The sequence below is a fragment of the Nonomuraea sp. NPDC050383 genome, from assembly GCF_044459125.1.
Lineage (GTDB): Bacteria > Actinomycetota > Actinomycetes > Streptosporangiales > Streptosporangiaceae > Nonomuraea.
Window position 1 is genome coordinate 17,768 of the sequence record NZ_JBITIP010000006.1, and the last position, 16,183, is coordinate 33,950.

Below are 16,183 nucleotides of genomic sequence, written 5' to 3' on the forward strand. Positions count from 1 at the left end.
TCATCCGCTCTCGCGCCACCCGTCGTACTCCTCCACGAGGACGTCGACCCGGGCCAGGTGCGCGCCGTCGAGCCCTTCGGCGACGACGAGCCACTGCGCGTCCTCGGCGTCGTCCTCCCCGGCCAGCGTCTCCCGTACGACGCGGGGCATGCCGAGCTCGGGGAACCACTCGCCCAGCCTCTCCGCGACCTCCTCGGCATCGTCCCGCTCGGCGAACACCAGCAACTGCCTCATGCCACCGCATTGTGCCGCAGATCTATCAAACGCCGCGTGTTGCTGGGTTTACTTACCGTGAACGCGCTAGCTTGTTACCGTAGGACCATGACGGCAGAAGCGGTGAGCCTGGAGATGGAACCACCTTCGCTACCCGACTGGATCACTCCGCCACCGGGAGGCTTCAAGGCCGAAGACCTCGATCACATTCCGGATTTGCCTGCGCACACAGAGTTGATTGATGGAAGCTTGGTCTTCGTGAGCCCCCAGCGAGACTTCCACACCTCGATGCTGTTTCTCCTCCACAGCGAACTGCGCAGAGCGGCCCCGGCTGACTGTCGAGTGCGCCGGGAGATGAGCGTCATTCTGGGGCCGGAGCAGCGTCCGGAGCCGGACCTCATCGTCATTCCCAGCGCAGTCACGCAGCTCGACGCCACCTTCTACCACGGCAAGGACGTCATACTCGCCGTCGAGGTGGTATCACCGGAGTCGAGGGCCCGTGACCGTGAGCGCAAGCCGGTTCTCTACGCCAAGGCCGGAATCCCGCACTTCTGGCGGGTCGAGGAGGCCAAGGAGAAGCCGATCGTCTACGTCTACGAGTTCGACAAGGTCACCGACTCGTATGTCGCCACCGGAATCTTTCGCGACCGGCTCAAGCTGACCGTCCCGTTCGACATCGACATCGACCTCACCGAGATCGAGCGGATCTGACGCGCACGACGAAGGGCCCGGTACCTCCGTACCGGGCCCTTCGCATGCGGATCGTCAGGCGCCGCGGAGCTGGGCCCCCACACGGTCGGCCGCCAGCGCCACCGCCGCGTCACGCGCCGCCGTCGTCTCCTCGACCGTCAGCGTGCGGTCCTGGGCGCGGAAGCGCAGCGTGTACGCCAGGGACTTGTTGCCCTCGCCCACCTGCTCACCCGTGTAGACGTCGAACAGCCGGATCGACTCCAGCAGCTCCCCCGCCCCGTCACGCAGCGCCGTGGCCACGTCGGCCTCCGGCGTGAAGTCGGGGACGATGAGCGCCACGTCCTGCGTCGCCACCGGGTAGGCCGACACCCGGGGGGCGTCCACCGGGCCGGGCAGGGCGGACTCCAGCCGGGACAGCTCCAGCTCCATGGCCGAGGTGCGCGGCGGCAGGCCGTACGCCTCGATGACGCGCGGGTGCAGCTCGCCGGCGTGGCCGACGAGCGTGTCGCCCACGTAGAGGGCCGCGCAGCGGCCCGGGTGCCACGGCTCGTGCTGGTCGGCGACGACCGACAGCTCGATTCCGGCCTCGGCGGCGACGAGCCGGGCGGCCTGCACCGCGTCGGCCCAGCACTCCTGGCGCCCGTGCCCCCACCATCCGGACCGCTCGAACTCGCCGGCCAGCACGACCGCGACGCGGCGCGGCTGATCGGGCAGGGCAGCCTCGATCCCGGCCAGCTCCTCCTCCGTCGGCCTGCGCTCCACGCCGGGCGTCGGAGCGGTGTCCGGGCCGTCCTCGCGCGGCCGGTACACCGAGCCGGACTCGAACAGGGCCACGTCGGTGAAGCCGCGCCCCACGTTGCGGGCCAGCGTCTTGAGCAGGCCCGGCAGCAGCGTGGTGCGCAGCAGCGGCTCGTCGTCGGCCAGCGGGTTGACCAGCCGCGCGGCCCGGCGGCGGGCGTCGTCGGCCGGAAGCTGCAGGCGGTCGAAGTCGCTCTCGCCGATGAACGGGTAGGCCAGCACCTCGACGTACCCGGCGGCGGCCAGGGTCCGGCCGACGCGCCTGCGCAGCCGCTGTCCCTCGGTCAGCCCGGCCCCGGCGGGGGCCTTGGGCAGGACCGACGGCAGGTGCTCGTAGCCCTCCAGGCGGATGACCTCTTCGGCCAGGTCGTTCGGGTCGGTGAGGTCGGGCCGCCAGGACGGGGGCGTCACCGTGATCATGTCGGGGCCGCTGACGGCGAGCCGGGCCGCCAGCTCGCCGCCGGTCACCACCCCGGTCGGGTCGACGGCGCCCCTGCGCACGGCCGGCTCGTCGCCGTCGGTCACGGTGCAGCCGATCTGCTCCAGCCGGTGGACGACGGTCTCCTTGGTGTACGGGACACCGGCGACGACACCGGGGTAGCCGGCGGGGATGGCGATGCGCGGCGGCTCCGCCTCGGTCTCGGCGTGGGTGACCGCGTGGCCCGCGGTGCCGCCGCCCAGCTCGGCGAGGAGCCGTACGGCCCGCCACGACGCGGCCAGCGGCAGCTCGCGGTCGACACTGCGCTCGAACCGCTTGGACGCCTCCGACACCAGCTTGTGCCGGCGCGACTCGCGGGAGATGCCGGTGGCCGAGAAGTGGGCCGCCTCGATGACGATGTCGGTCGTGGCGTCGGAGATCTCGCTGTCCAGGCCGCCCATCGTGCCGGCCATCGACAGCGGGCCCGCCTGGTCGGTGATGAGGATGTCGTCGGGGTCGAGGTCGCGGACCACGTGGTCGAGCGTCTCCAGCCGCTCGCCGGGCAGCGCCCGCCGTACGACGATCTCCCCGGTCAGCTTGGCCCGGTCGAAGGCGTGCAGCGGCTGGCCGAGCTCCAGCATGACGTAGTTGGTGACGTCGACGGCCAGCGACACCGGCCGCATGCCGGCGCGCGCCAGCCGTACGCGCATCCACAGCGGGCTCTGCGCGGCCGGGTCGAAGCCGGTGACCTCGCGCAGCACGAACCGGTCGCAGGAGGACGGGTCGGCGATCGAGGCGGGCCAGGCCGTGCCCTCGGCCGGGGGCGGCTCGACCGCGGCGGGGTCGCGGAACGGCACGCCGAACGCGATCGCCGCCTCGCGGGCCACGCCCCTGATCGACAGCGCGTAGCCGATGTCGGGGGTGATCTCCAGCTCGATGACGTCGTCGCGCAGGCCGAGCAGCTCCACCACGTCGGCGCCGACCGGGGTGTCGGCCGGCAGCACCATGATGCCGCCGTGGTCCTCGGTCAGGCCCAGCTCGCGCTCGGAGCAGATCATGCCCTCGGACATGCGCCCGTACGTCTTGCGCGCGCCGACCTCGAACCCGCCGGGCAGCACGCCGCCCGGCAGCACGACCGGCACCCGGTCGCCGACGGCGAAGTTGGTGGCGCCGCAGACGATCTCGCGCGGCGTCGCCTCGCCCGTCTCGACCTTGCAGTGCCGGATCGGCTTCTTGAAGCCGGTCAGCTCCTCGATCTCCAGGACCTCGCCGACGACGACGTTCTTGACGTCGTGGCCGTAGGAGGCGATGGACTCGAGCTTGAGGCCGGCCGCGGTGAGCCGGTCGGCCACCTCGTGCGCCGTGACCGCGGGAAGATCGACATACTCCCGCAGCCAGGAGAGCGGGACCCTCATCAGATCTCCATTCCGAACGGGAGCGTGAAGCGCACGTCTCCCTCGACCATGTCGCGCATGTCCTCGGCGTTGTGGCGGAACATCAGCGTCCGCTCGATGCCCATGCCGAACGCGAACCCCGAGTATCTCGACGGGTCGACCCCGCAGGAGACCAGCACGCGCGGGTTGACCATGCCGCAGCCGCCCCACTCGATCCAGCCCTCGGACTTGCAGGTGCGGCACGGCGGGTTGCCGGGCACCGCCGAGGCGCCGCGGCAGACGAAGCACTTGAGGTCCATCTCGGCCGACGGCTCGGTGAACGGGAAGTAGTTCGGCCGGAACCGGGTCGTGATTCCCTCGCCGAACATGACCTCGGCGAAGCGGTCGAGCGTGCCCTTGAGGTGGGCCATCGTCAGGCCCTCGTCCACGGCCAGCCCCTCCACCTGGTGGAAGACCGGGGTGTGGGTGGCGTCGAGCTCGTCGGTGCGGAACACCTTGCCCGGCGAGATCACGTACACGGGCAGCTCACGCTGGAGCAGCGCGCGGATCTGCACCGGGGAGGTCTGGGTGCGCAGCACCATGCCGGAGCCGGCGGAGCCGACGAAGAACGTGTCGTGCTCGGAGCGCGCCGGGTGGTCCTGGGCGATGTTGAGGGCGTCGAAGTTGAACCACTCGCCCTCCAGCTCGGGGCCCTCGGCCACCTCGTAGCCCATCGCGACGAACGTGTCGGCGATGCGCTCCTGCATGGTCGTCAGCGGGTGGCGGGCGCCGCGCGGCCGCCTGTCCCACGGGAGGGTGACGTCGACGGCCTCCTCGACGAGCACGCGCGCGTCACGCTCGGCCTCCAGCTCGGCCTGGCGAGTCGCGAGGGCCTGGCCGATCGCCTTGCGAGCCGTGCCGACGCGCTTGCCGGCCTCGGCGCGGGCCGCCGGGGGCAGCGCGCCGATCTCACGGTTGGCCAGGGCGATGGGCGAGCGGTCACCCGCGTGCGCGAGGCGGGCCTGCTTGAGGGCTTCGAGGCTGCCGGCCGTCTTGATGGCGTCGAGGGCCTCGGCCTCCATGCGGGACACCTCGTCGGCATGCAACGGTGTCACCTCGACGGGGTCGTAGTCAGACAAGAGTGAGCTCCGTATCCAGGGCTTGAGCGGTCAAGAGTCTAACGGTGGCGGGCCCACCGGCCGACTCGCGCGTCAGGCGAAGTCGGGCGTGCCGGTGGGCACGGTAAATCGGAACTCCGCACCGCCCTCGGGCGCCCGCTGCACGGTGATCGTGCCGCCGTGCGCCTCGACCAGGCCCTTGACGATGAACAGGCCGAGCCCCGTGCCGCCGCGCCGGCGGCTGTTGCCGCGCCAGAACTGCCGGAAGACGCGCGGAGCCAGCTCGGGCGCGATGCCCTCGCCCTCGTCGCGCACCGACACGGCCACTCCCCATCCGACGGACTCGATGACGATGGTCACGGTGCCCCGGCCGTGGCGCACCGCGTTCTCCACCAGGTTACCGAGAATCTGGTCGATCTTGTCCTGGTCGAGCCACATCTCGGGCAGGTCGTCGCCCGCGACGAGGCGGAAGCGATCCTCGGGCTCACCGGCCGCCACCCGCCCGGCGACGGCGCGGCGCGCCCGCGCGGCCACGTCCACGACCTGGCGGCGCACCTCCAGCCGGCCGGACTCGATGCGGGACACGTCGAGCAGCTCGGTGATGAGCCGGGTCACGCGGTCGGCGTCGTTGTTGACGGTCTCCAGCATGACGCGCTTCTGCTCGTCGGTGAAGCGGGTCCACTTGGCCAGCAACGTCGCGGTGAAGCCCTTGACGCTGGTCAGCGGCGAGCGCAGCTCGTGGGCGACGGTGGAGACCAGGTCGGCGCGGCTGCGCTCCAGCCTGGCGCGGGCCCCTCCGTCGCGTAACGTGATCGCGACCCGCGCGACGTCGCCGCCGCGGGCGGGCTCGCGGACCAGCCGGGCCGCGACGTGCAGCTCCTGACCGCCGGGCAGGTGCAGCGGGCGCTCGGGGACCCGGGTGCGGGTGCGCAGCCCGCCCTGCGGGTCGAGGGCCTTCCACCACTCGCGCCCGTCGTGGTCGCGGAACGGGAAGACCTCGTCCATCTCCTTGCCGACCGCCCGCGCGGCGGGCACCCCGGTGAGCCGGACGGCCGCCCGGTTGACCGCCAGGACGCGGCCGAACCTGTCGGTCACGATGAGGCCGTCGGGGAGGTCGTCGACGGCGATCGAGCACGCGGGGACGATCTCCTGACCGCCGGTGTCCGCTCCGTGCACGACCTCGCCTCCTCCGCCTACAAGGCCGACAATAGCGGGTTTCCCGTCGCCTAGGGGACTCGCCGCGAGGCTGCCTATGGCAGGGGCGTGACCGCTTCATGCCATCGGCCGCGGCCACCGTCTCCAGCCGTCCCGCGCCCTTTCCCGCCGAGCGCACTCGGGTGAGCGCGCTCAGGTGGAACGCACTCGGGTGGAACGCTTTCAGGCCGTGCGTTGGGCACGGGCGGAGGCGTACAGGCAGACGGCGGCGGCGGTCGCCAGGTTGAGGCTCTCGGCCTGCCCGTAGATCGGCACCCGGACCACGTCGTCCGCCTGGGCCAGGATCTCCTCGGGCAGCCCCCACGCCTCGTTGCCGAAGATCCACGCGGTGGGGCCGGACAGGTCCACGTCGTCCAGGGTGTGCTTGCCCGCCCCGTCGGCCGCGAGGACCCGCAGGCCGCGCTCCTTGAGCCGCCGTACGGCGTCGGACACGGGCGCGCCGATCACGACCGGCAGGTGGAACAGGCTGCCGGCGCTCGCGCGCACGCACTTGCCGTTGTACGGGTCGACGGAGGCGTCGGTGAAGACCACGGAGTCGGCGCCGGCGGCGTCGGCCGCCCGCATGACGGTGCCGGCGTTGCCGGGGTCGCGTACGTGGGCGAGCACGGCCACCAGCCGCGGCTGCGCGGGCAGCGCCTCCTCCAGCGGCACGTGCACCAGCCGGCAGACGGCCAGCAGCCCCTGCGGGGTGACGGTCTGGGACAGCTCGGCCATGACCTCGCCGCTGGCGCGGTGGACCGGGATGCCGCGCGCGGCGGCCTCGCCGACGATCTCGGGGTGGCGCAGCTCGGCGTCGGCCGTCGTGAACAGCTCCACCGTCACGTCGTCGAGCCTGAGGGCCTCGCGCACCGCCTGCGGGCCCTCGGCCAGGAACTTGCGGTCCTGGTCGCGGAAGGCGCGCTTGGTCAGCCGCCGGGCCGCCTTCACGCGCGGCGACTTGACGTTGGTCAGCTCGGATCCCGCCATGCTCTCCCTGCTCCCCCTGCCTGTGGCCTGCTCGCGCCGCCGGTGACCGGCTCGGTCCGCCCGTGCGGACGACCCGCCGGTGTTACAACCCGTCCCCGCAGATGGCGAAGGGCCCACCGTGAGGTGGGCCCTCGGCTGGAGCCCGGGCCGGGCTCGTCACATCTCTCGGCTCGCGTCGCTCAGCCGGCGGCCGGAGCGTTCACGTTCGCCGGCAGCGCCTTCTTGGCGGCCTCGACGAGCGTGGCGAAGGTCTGGCTGTCGTTGACCGCGAGGTCGGCGAGGATCTTGCGGTCGACCTCGACGCCCGCCAGGCGCAGCCCCTGGATCAGGCGGTTGTAGGTCATGCCGTTCTGGCGGGCCGCAGCGTTGATGCGCTGGATCCACAGACGGCGGAAAGCGCCCTTGCGATCCTTACGGTCGCGGTAGGCGTAGGTCATCGAGTGGAGCATCTGCTCCTTGGCCTTGCGGTACAGCCGCGACCGCTGGCCACGGTAACCGGCCGCCCGCTCGAGGACGATCTTGCGCTTCTTCTTGGCGTTGAGCGCCCGCTTCACGCGTGCCATGTTTCTTCTCCCCGGGGGTTCGCGCTACTTGCCGAGCAGCTTCTTGATCTTCTTGGAATCGGCGTCGGAAAGGACGACCTCGTTCTTGAGACGGCGCGTCAGCGTGGACGACTTCCACTCGTTGTAGTGCGCGCGGTTGGCGCGGCGACGCTTGATCTTGCCCGTGCCGGTGAGCCGGAACCGCTTCTTCGCACCGCTGTGCGTCTTCATCTTCGGCATGTCGCCGTCTCTCCTCAATTCGGTCGTGCCGGTGGCCGGGCCGGTGCTGGCCGACCCGGTCGCGGCGTCTTCGTCATGCTGTGGCCGTTAGGGGTGCGCTGTAAGGCTAACCCCTACCAGGGGTCACGCTTCCTGTTCGGAAGGCTCCTCCTGGGCGGGAAGCTCCTCACCGTCACGCTGTGCCTTGGCGGCGGCCTTCTCGGCCTTGGCCTCGGCCTTCTTCTTGTGCGGGCCGAGCACCATGATCATGTTACGGCCGTCCTGCTTGGGCTGGGACTCCACGAAGCCGAGCTCCTGGACGTCCTCGGCCAGCCGCTGCAGCAGCCGGAAGCCGAGCTCCGGACGGGACTGCTCGCGACCACGGAACATGATCGTGACCTTGACCTTGTCCCCCGCCTTGAGGAACCGCACCACGTGACCCTTCTTGGTCTCGTAGTCGTGCGGGTCGATCTTCGGCCGGAGCTTGATCTCCTTGATGATCGTGTGCGCTTGGTTCTTGCGCGCCTCGCGCGCCTTCATCGCGGACTCGTACTTGAACTTGCCGTAGTCCATGAGCTTGCACACGGGCGGTCGAGCCGTCGCCGCGACCTCGACGAGGTCAAGGTCGGCTTCCTGGGCGAGCTTCAGCGCATCGTGAATGGACACGATGCCGACCTGCTCGCCGTTCGGGCCCACGAGGCGGACCTCGGGAACTCGGATACGCTCGTTGATGCGGGGCTCAGTGCTGATGGGGCCTCCTAGGTTTGCGATCCCTACGTGCTCGTCGTGCCGGAGAGCTTCACGCAGACGCGAAAAGCCCCGCACGTCGCGCATGCGGGGCCACTGAGCTTTTCGGCGGCGTGGCCTCAAGCTCCCCGGAATAGTCCGGCGTGATCCTTGACCCGGCTACCTCTCGGCGACCTGGGTGGGAGGGAGACCTCCGCTTGCGCGTCCAGCAAACATGCCGGACCGATCAGAGAGCTACGTTACCACAACCGCGGGACCACCTCGAATGTTCCCTCCCCCGGCGACCTCCGGCTCGGCTACGGTCTGAGCAAGGGCGGATTCTGTCCAGTCTGTCCATATTGGAGGAGATGATGGCGGTCTGGCAGTTGCAGGAGGCGAAGCAGCGCTTCAGCGAGGTGGTGCGGCGGGCGCATGACGAGGGCCCGCAGATCATCACGCGCCACGGGGAGGACGTGGCGGTCGTCATCGACATGGCGGAGTACCGCCGGCTCAAGGGCGACGAGCCCGACTTCAAGGAGTTCCTGCTCAGCGCGCCCGACCTGAGCGAGCTGGATCTCACGCGTCCGAAGGACCTGCCTCGCGAGATCGAGCTGGGTGATGCCTGGTGAGTTACCTGCTCGACACCAACGTGGTGTCCGAGATGACCAAGCGCACCAGGAGCGCCGGCCTTCAGGCGTGGTTGGACACGATCAACGGCCCGGCGCTGCACATGAGCGTCCTCGTCCTCGGCGAGATCCGGAAGGGAGTCGAGCTCCTGCGCCGACGCGACCCGGCGCAGGCCGGAGCGTACGAGTCGTGGCTCGACCACCTGCAGCGGGAATTCAGGACACGCATCCTGCCGGTGACCCTCGACGTGGCCGAAGAATGGGGGCGCATGAACGCCAGGCGCCCCCTCCCCGTCATCGACGGTCTCATCGCGGCCACGGCCCGTGCGCACGGATGGATTCTCGTCACGCGCAACGTCAAGGACTTCGCCGACCTCGACGTCAAGATGGTCAACCCGTTCGCATGGCCCGTCTGAGGAGCTCCGCTTCGCCTGCCGCGCGCATGGCCTCCACCGGGACGTCCGTGCGGCCCGTCATCAGCTCCACCTGCCGGACCGCCTGGTGCAGCAGCATCGCGAAGCCGCCCACCACCGTGCCGCCCGCCGCCCGCACCGCCGAGGCCGCGCGCGTGGGCCAGGGCGAGTAGACGACGTCGAACAGGGCGGGCACCCCGGCCAGGGCCTCGGCGTAGGCGTCGGCCGCGCCGCCGGGCAGCGTGGAGACGACCAGGTCCACCCGCAGCGCCGCGTCGAGCTTGTCGAACGTCTCCACGGACAGCGCCACGCCGATCCGTTCGGCCGCCTCGGCCGTCTCCCCCGCGCGGGCGGGATCCCGTACCAGCAGCGTGGCCGCCTGGAGGCCGAGGCCGCGCAACGCCGCCAGCGCCGAGGCCGCGGTCGCGCCGCCGCCCAGCACGGTGGCCGAGCCGGGAGCGGGCACCCCCGCCTCCACCAGGGCCTGCCGCACGCCGTGGACGTCGGTGTTGTGGCCGTGCGCGGCGCCGTCGCGGAACACCACCGTGTTGGCGCCGCCGACCTCGACGACCGGCTCGGTCACGGTGTCCAGCAGGGGCAGCACGGCTCGCTTGAGCGGCATCGTGAGAGACAGGCCCGCCCAGGCGTCCCCGTCCCCGGGGGCCTCGCCGCGCACCGGACGAAGCCGCCGGAGCGTCTCCGGCAGCGCCGCCTCGTCGCACTCGATCGCCTCGTAGCTCCACCCGGCCAGCCCCATCGCCGCGTACGCGGCCCGGTGCAGACAGGGGGAGAGCGAGTGTGCGATCGGTGAGCCCATCACCGCGGCCCGCATGATCACCTGCTCCTTCGCGCCTTTCCGAACTGCGAGCACCCTATCGCCCCCGACCTCGCCCCCGACGCAGGCGCCATGCCCCCTCGGGGCTCGCCGACCCGCGGACATGACGAGGGCCGCCCGCGTCCGTGCGGGCGGCCCTCGACGGCCTTGGCGGAAGGGCCGGGCTCAGCCGCCGTTCTTGCGGTACTCGTTCAGGAGCGCCTGGAACTCGGCGTCCGTGGTGGCGAACTTCGTGATGTTGCTCTTCGGGTCCGTGGCGACGAAGTACAGCCAGTCGCCCTTGGCCGGGTTGAGCGCCGCCTCGATGGCGTGGTCGCCCGGGTTGCCGATCGGGCCTGGCGGCAGCCCGGCGTGCATGTACGTGTTGTACTTCGTGTTGATGCGCGTCTCGGCGAGCGTGGCGGCCGTTCGGTACTTGTTCAGCCCGTACATGACCGTGCTGTCCATCTTCAGGTTCATGGGCGGCTGGCGGTCGAGCCGGTTGTAGATCACGCGGGCGATCTTGGGCATGTCCTCGTACCGGCCGGCCTCGGCCTGGATGATGCTCGCGATCGTGACGATCTCCCCCGGGGTGTGGCCCAGGCTCCTGGCGCTCTCCTCCAGGCCCGCCTTGTCGGCCGCCTCGCCGAAGCGCTCGACCATCTTGCCCAGGATGTCCGCCGGTGTGTCCTTCGGCTGGAATTCGTACGTCGCCGGGAAGAGGTAGCCCTCCGGCTTGCCCTTCGCGTACCTGGGCAGGTCCAGCGCACGCGCGTCGCGGGCCGCGGCGAGGAACTCCTTCTGCGGCTTGCCGGTCTTCTGCGCTAGCTGAGTGAGCGTGTCGGACAGGCGCAGGCCCTCCTTGACGGTCACCCGTACGAGCAGGCGGTTGCCCGAGTCGAGCAGCTTGACCGCGTTGGCGGCGGACATGCGCTTGCGCATGGTGTACGAGCCGGGCTGGAGCTTGGAGCTCATGTTGGCGCTGGCGGCGGCGTTGGTGAAGGCTCGGGCGCTGGCCACGACCCCCTGCCGCTCCAGCTCCACGGCGACGTCGGAGGCGCTCTGGCCCTCCTTGATCTCGATCACCACGTTGCCCTGGCCCTGCCCGGTGTAGTCGTCGGGGACGAGGGCGCCGCTGATCCACTGGTAGCCGAAGTAGCCGCCGCCGCCGATGATGCCGGCGAGGATGATGAACGCGAGAAGCGGCGCGATGAAGCGGCCGCGGCTGCGGCGTCTGCGCCGCCTCCGGTTGCCGCGTCCGCCGGAACCACGGGACCGGCGCCGGTCACGACCTTCGTCGTCGTCCTCGGCGCCCAGCAGGAAATCCATATCGAGCTCGCTCATAGGTGCGCTGGCCAATCTCCCGGTTCGGTGCGCCCGCCGTCAAGCGGTCGGACCGAACAGTGGGGGGTCACCGTACGGAACGGGGGAATCCGCCGGTCATGCACCGATACCCCCGGGACGTCACTCTCCGTAGCCGTGCGGGGCAACGAGAAGAGCGCCGGCGTCCCGGCTCCGTGACTCCGCCCGGGGATCTCGCCGATCCTGCGGGAGGTGGGGGGCGTCGCGGGGAGCATCAGTTCGTCCCGAGGTGTTCGTTCAACTCTTCCCGGTATCTCACGAACTCGCTCTCTTTGTCGGTGAATTTGGTGATTCTATGCGCCGGATCCGTCGCGACAAACCAGTACCAATCACCCTTGGCCGGGTGGAGGGCCGCCTTCAGCGCCGTCACCCCGGGGTTGGAGATCGGCCCGGGCGGCAGCCCTTTGCGCGTGTACGTGTTGTACGGCGAGCCCGCCCTGGTGCCGCTCCGTGACGGGCGGGCGGTCCGCTTGCCCAGGGCGTACAGGATGGTGGAGTCGATCCGGAGCGACATGTCACGCCTCAGCCGGTTATAGATCACCCGGGCGATCTTCGGGTAATCGGCGTCCTTGGCCGGCTCGGCCTGCACGATGCTGGCCACCGTGACGGCCTGGAGCGGGGTCAGGCCCAGCCGGGCCGCCCGCTCCTCCAGGTCGAGCCGGTCCGCGACGGTCGCGAACCGCTGCGCCATCGCCGTGAGCAGTCCCCCGGCGGTCGTGCCGGGCTGCACCGCGTACGTGGCGGGGAACAGGAAGCCCTCCAGCCCCTGGGCGTAGTCGGGCAGGCCGACCTGGCGGGAGTCGACCGCCCGTAGGTCCGCGAGCGGCACGCCGGACTGCTCGGCGATGTGCCGCAGGGTCTCCCCCAGCCGCATGCCCTCCGGCAACGTGACCCGCCGGACGGCCCGCGAGGCGGGCGCGAGGAGCAGGTCGAGCGCCTCACCGGCGGACATGCCGGTGCGCAGCTGGTAGAAGCCGGGCTTGAGCTCGGCCGGCTCACGCTGTTCGGCCGCCGCCACGAAGGAGCGGGCGCTCGTCACCACCCCGCTGGCCGCCAGCAGTTCGCCGACGTCGGCGGCGCCGGCGCCGGGCGTGATGCGGACGGTGACGGCTGCGGCGTCCCCGTGGTCGTCCGGGTTCACGTACGGCCTGACCAGCGCGTACACGCCCGCCGCCAGGACCAGCGCGGAGAGCGTGACGCCACCGGTGACGACGGCCCGGCGCACGCCTTCGCGCCGCCCCACGGGCAGGGGCAGCGTGTCCGCCTCGTCGTCCCCCGGTTCAGCGACCGGTCCAGCCGCTTCGCCGCGGTCATGGCCGTCCTTCGCCTGCTCGGTGTCCTCGTGGCCGCCGGTCGCGGGCGTCGGGGACTCCGCAGCAGGCGGATTCGGGTGGGAGGCGTCGGCGTGGGGATCCTCGTCGGGCCCCCGCGCCGCTCCCCCGCTCATCGGCGTGCTCCGTGACCGGAGCGGCCGTGCCCTGTCGGAGGGCGGGTCATGAGGTGGGCCCGGCGTCCGCCGCGGACGGCGGATCGACGGGCCTGCCCGGCGGAGCGCCGGTGGCTCTCTCGACGTCCAGGGCGTCCTGCAGCAGCACCACCGCCGCCGCCTGGTCGACCACGTCGCGCTGCTTCTTGGCCCGTACGCCGCTGGCCCTCAGCCCCTGCTGGGCGGCCACGGTCGTCAGACGCTCGTCGAACAGCCGGACCGGGGTCGGCACGAGCCGCCCCGCCAGCGCGCCCGCGAACTCGCGGGCCAGCGCGGCGGCCTGCCCCTCCCTGCCGGACAGGGAGGTCGGCAGGCCGACGACGACCTCGATCGCCTCGTGCTCCGCCGCGATGGCGGCGATGCGGTCGAGGTCGCCCTTGCCGCGCCTGACGGTCTCGACCGGCGTGGCCAGCATCCCCGACGGGTCGCTGCGGGCCACGCCGATGCGGACGGATCCGACGTCGACGCCGATCCGTGAGCCGAACCGCATGTCAGCCGAGCTGTCCTTCGATGGCCTGCTCGACCAGCCGCAGCGCGTCGCCGATCGCCTCCGGGCGCGTGCCGCCACCCTGCGCGACGTCGTCCTTGCCTCCACCGCCACCCCCAAGAGCCTTGGCGGCGACGCCGACCAGTCTCCCGGCCTTGAGCCCTCGCTCGCGTCCCGCCTCGTTGACCGCGGAGACCACCACGGGTCGGTCGGAGGGGACACCGGCGATCACGACGACCGCAGGCCTGTCGGCCGGGAATCTGCCACGCACATCAAGCGCGAGCTTACGCAAATCGTCCCCGGTCGTGCCATCAGGCGCGCGGTGTGTCACCACGGAGACGCCCTGCTGGTCACGGGCCTGGGAGGCCAGCTCGCCGGCCACCTGAAGCACCTGCGCGGAGCGGAGCCGCTCCAGGTCCTTCTCGGCGGTGCGCAGCCGGGTGACGATGCCCTCGATGCGCTCGGGCAGCTCCTCGCGGCGCGCCTTGAGCTGCTCGGTGAGCTGGGCGACCAGCACGCTCTCGCGGGCCAGGAAGCGGAAGGCGTCGATGCCGACGAGCGCCTCGACGCGGCGCACGCCCGCGCCGACCGACTGCTCGCCGAGCACCTTGACCAGGCCGAGCTGGCCGGAGCTGTGGACGTGGGTGCCGCCGCACAGCTCGCGGGAGTAGTCGCCGATCTCCACCACGCGGACCTCGTCGCCGTACTTCTCGCCGAACATGGCCAGCGCGCCCATCGCCCGGGCCTCGGCCTGGGAGGTGTAGAACGCGTTGACCTTGAGGTCGTTGATGAGGACGGCGTTGACCTCGTCCTCGACGTCGCGCAGCACGCTCGGCGGGACGGCGCCGGCCGCGGTGAAGTCGAAGCGGAAACGGCCGGGAGAGTTCTCCGAGCCGGCCTGCGCCGCCGACTCGCCCAGGGCGTTCTTGAAGCCGCGGTGGACGAGGTGGGTGGCGCTGTGGCTGCGCGAGATCGCGCGGCGCCGCTCGACGTCGATCTCGGCCTGCGCCTCGTCGCCGACCCGCAGCTCGCCGGAGCGCACCTTGCCGCGGTGGACGACGAGGCCCTTGATCGGCGACTGCACGTCGACGATCTCGACCTCGGCGCCGGCCGTGCGGATGACGCCCTGGTCGGCGAGCTGGCCACCGCCCTCGGCGTAGAAGGGGGTGCGGCCGAGCACGACCTCGACGGTCGAGCCGGCGCCCGCCGCCGGGACGGGCACGCCGTCGACGAGGACGCCGACGACGGTGGTCTCGGCCTCCGTCTCGTCGTAGCCGAGGAACTCGATCTTGCCGGCCTTCTCCAGGAGCTGCCCGAAGACGGAGATGTCGGCGTTGCCGGTCTTCTTCGCCGCGGCGTCGGCCTTGGCCCGCTCCCGCTGCTCCTTCATCAGGCGGCGGAAGCCCTCCTCGTCGACCGCGAGGCCGTGCTCGGAGGCCATCTCCAGCGTCAGGTCGATCGGGAAGCCGTAGGTGTCGTGGAGCTGGAACGCCTGCTCGCCGGAGATCGAGGAGCCCGCCTTGCGCTTGGTCTCCTCGACCGCGACGTCGAAGATCGCGGTGCCGGTCCGCAGCGTGCCGAGGAACGACGCCTCCTCGGCGTCGATGACACCGTGGATCTGCGGCGCGTCGGCCTTGAGCTCGGGATACTGCTCGCCCATGACGTCGATCGCGACCCGGGTGAGCTCGTGCATGTAGCGCTCGTCGCCGGAGCCGAGCAGGCGCAGGTTGCGCACGCTGCGGCGCAGGATGCGGCGCAGGACGTAGCCGCGGCCCTCGTTGCCGGGCATGACGCCGTCGGCCACGAGCATGGTGCCGGTGCGCACATGGTCGGCGATGACGCGCAGGCTCACGTCGGCGCGCGTGTCGCGGCCGTAGCGGGTCCTGGTGAGCTCGGCCGCCCGGTCGAGGATCTTGTACGTGGTGTCGATCTCGTAGATGTTGTCGACGCCCTGCAGGATCGCCGCCATGCGCTCCAGGCCCATGCCGGTGTCGATGTTCTTGCTCGGCAGCTCGCCGCTGATGTCGAAGTCGATCTTGCTGCGGACCTGGCTGAGCTGGTACTGCATGAACACGAGGTTCCAGACCTCGAGGTAACGGTCCTCGTCGGCGACGGGGCCGCCGTCCTTGCCGTACTCGGGGCCGCGGTCGTAGTAGATCTCCGAGCAGGGACCGCCGGGGCCGGGCACGCCCATGTGCCAGTAGTTGTCCTCCAGGCCGCGGCGCTGGATGCGCTCGGCGGGCAGGCCGACCTTGTTGTGCCAGATGTCGAACGCCTCGTCGTCCTCGTGGTAGACGGTCGCCCACAGCCGGTCCTCGGGGAAGCCGAAGCCGCCCTCGGACTCGGAGCGGGTGAGCAGCTCCCAGGCGAACGGGATGACCTCGGCCTTGAAGTAGTCGCCGAAGGAGAAGTTGCCCAGCATCTGGAAGAACGTCGCGTGACGGGTGGTCTTGCCCACCTCGTCGATGTCGGGCGTGCGGACGCACTTCTGGGCGGTGGTCAGCCGGGACGCCGGAGGCTTGCGCTGCCCCAGGAAGTACGGCTTGAACGGCACCATACCTGCGTTGACCAGGAGAAGCGTCGGGTCCTCTGCGATCAGGCTGGCCGAGGGCACTACCGTGTGCCCACGCTCCTCGAAGAAGCGCAGGAAGCGGCGCGCGATCTCTGCCGACTCCATGGTGGCCATCCTTTGCGTTAGTCGTATGTGGTCGATCCGG

16 protein-coding genes are annotated in these 16,183 nt (G+C 71.2%); 3 read left to right on the forward strand and 13 right to left on the reverse strand.

Going from position 1 to position 16,183, the window contains the following annotated elements; translation table 11 throughout:
• The gene (locus tag ACIBG4_RS16730) at window positions 1-234 is read right to left on the reverse strand and encodes a hypothetical protein (RefSeq protein ID WP_397202523.1); all 234 of its coding nucleotides are present in this window, start codon (window positions 232-234) and stop codon (window positions 1-3) included.
• An 87-nt stretch (window positions 235-321) separates the two neighbouring features.
• On the opposite strand from ACIBG4_RS16730, the gene ACIBG4_RS16735 reads away from it, so the two are divergent.
• Window positions 322-924, forward strand: coding sequence for a Uma2 family endonuclease (locus ACIBG4_RS16735; protein WP_397202524.1), 603 nt, complete (start codon window positions 322-324; stop codon window positions 922-924).
• 54 nt (window positions 925-978) lie between these two features.
• Here the strand turns inward: ACIBG4_RS16735 and ACIBG4_RS16740 are convergent, their stop codons facing one another.
• From ACIBG4_RS16740 to infC, 7 genes are all read right to left on the reverse strand, one after another.
• On the reverse strand, window positions 979-3,534 hold the full coding sequence (locus tag ACIBG4_RS16740) for a phenylalanine--tRNA ligase subunit beta (protein WP_397202525.1): 2,556 nt from the start codon (window positions 3,532-3,534) through the stop codon (window positions 979-981).
• Window positions 3,534-4,574: a phenylalanine--tRNA ligase subunit alpha gene (gene pheS / locus ACIBG4_RS16745; RefSeq protein WP_397202792.1), complete on the reverse strand. Its 1,041-nt coding sequence runs from the start codon at window positions 4,572-4,574 to the stop codon at window positions 3,534-3,536. Before pheS ends, ACIBG4_RS16740 begins: the two co-directional genes overlap by 1 nt.
• A 129-nt stretch (window positions 4,575-4,703) precedes the next feature.
• Window positions 4,704-5,786 (reverse strand): ATP-binding protein, encoded by a 1,083-nt coding sequence (locus tag ACIBG4_RS16750; protein WP_397202526.1) that lies wholly within the window; start codon window positions 5,784-5,786, stop codon window positions 4,704-4,706.
• A gap of 201 nt (window positions 5,787-5,987) precedes the next feature.
• Entirely contained in the window at window positions 5,988-6,791 is an 804-nt protein-coding gene (locus ACIBG4_RS16755) for a TrmH family RNA methyltransferase (RefSeq protein WP_397202527.1), read from the reverse strand.
• A 179-nt stretch (window positions 6,792-6,970) separates the two neighbouring features.
• Window positions 6,971-7,354 (reverse strand): 50S ribosomal protein L20, encoded by a 384-nt coding sequence (gene rplT, locus ACIBG4_RS16760; RefSeq protein WP_397202528.1) that lies wholly within the window; start codon window positions 7,352-7,354, stop codon window positions 6,971-6,973.
• Window positions 7,355-7,378: 24 nt separating this feature from the next.
• Window positions 7,379-7,573: a 50S ribosomal protein L35 gene (gene rpmI / locus ACIBG4_RS16765; RefSeq protein ID WP_310712325.1), complete on the reverse strand. Its 195-nt coding sequence runs from the start codon at window positions 7,571-7,573 to the stop codon at window positions 7,379-7,381.
• Between the two features lie 123 nt (window positions 7,574-7,696).
• Complete coding sequence (gene infC / locus ACIBG4_RS16770) at window positions 7,697-8,302, reverse strand: translation initiation factor IF-3 (RefSeq protein ID WP_355447114.1); 606 nt, start codon at window positions 8,300-8,302, stop codon at window positions 7,697-7,699.
• A gap of 344 nt (window positions 8,303-8,646) precedes the next feature.
• On the opposite strand from infC, the gene ACIBG4_RS16775 reads away from it, so the two are divergent.
• A complete protein-coding gene (locus ACIBG4_RS16775) occupies window positions 8,647-8,907 on the forward strand; it encodes a type II toxin-antitoxin system Phd/YefM family antitoxin (protein ID WP_397202529.1) in 261 nt (86 codons plus the stop codon).
• Window positions 8,904-9,320, forward strand: coding sequence for a type II toxin-antitoxin system VapC family toxin (locus tag ACIBG4_RS16780; protein ID WP_397202530.1), 417 nt, complete (start codon window positions 8,904-8,906; stop codon window positions 9,318-9,320). Before ACIBG4_RS16775 ends, ACIBG4_RS16780 begins: the two co-directional genes overlap by 4 nt.
• On the opposite strand, the gene ACIBG4_RS16785 is transcribed toward ACIBG4_RS16780, so the two are convergent.
• From ACIBG4_RS16785 to alaS, 5 genes are all read right to left on the reverse strand, one after another.
• The gene (locus ACIBG4_RS16785) at window positions 9,295-10,149 is read right to left on the reverse strand and encodes a shikimate dehydrogenase (protein WP_397202531.1); all 855 of its coding nucleotides are present in this window, start codon (window positions 10,147-10,149) and stop codon (window positions 9,295-9,297) included. The two genes, ACIBG4_RS16780 and ACIBG4_RS16785, sit on opposite strands and share 26 nt — an antisense overlap.
• A gap of 168 nt (window positions 10,150-10,317) precedes the next feature.
• Window positions 10,318-11,475, reverse strand: a complete 1,158-nt coding sequence (mltG, locus tag ACIBG4_RS16790) for an endolytic transglycosylase MltG (RefSeq protein ID WP_397202532.1) — start codon at window positions 11,473-11,475, stop codon at window positions 10,318-10,320.
• A 232-nt stretch (window positions 11,476-11,707) separates the two neighbouring features.
• The gene (mltG, locus tag ACIBG4_RS16795) at window positions 11,708-12,940 is read right to left on the reverse strand and encodes an endolytic transglycosylase MltG (RefSeq protein ID WP_397202533.1); all 1,233 of its coding nucleotides are present in this window, start codon (window positions 12,938-12,940) and stop codon (window positions 11,708-11,710) included.
• Window positions 12,941-12,986: 46 nt separating this feature from the next.
• On the reverse strand, window positions 12,987-13,469 hold the full coding sequence (gene ruvX, locus ACIBG4_RS16800; protein WP_355447052.1) for a Holliday junction resolvase RuvX: 483 nt from the start codon (window positions 13,467-13,469) through the stop codon (window positions 12,987-12,989).
• A gap of 1 nt (window position 13,470) precedes the next feature.
• The gene (gene alaS, locus ACIBG4_RS16805; RefSeq protein ID WP_397202534.1) at window positions 13,471-16,143 is read right to left on the reverse strand and encodes an alanine--tRNA ligase; all 2,673 of its coding nucleotides are present in this window, start codon (window positions 16,141-16,143) and stop codon (window positions 13,471-13,473) included.
• Between the last annotated feature and the right edge of the window lie 40 nt (window positions 16,144-16,183).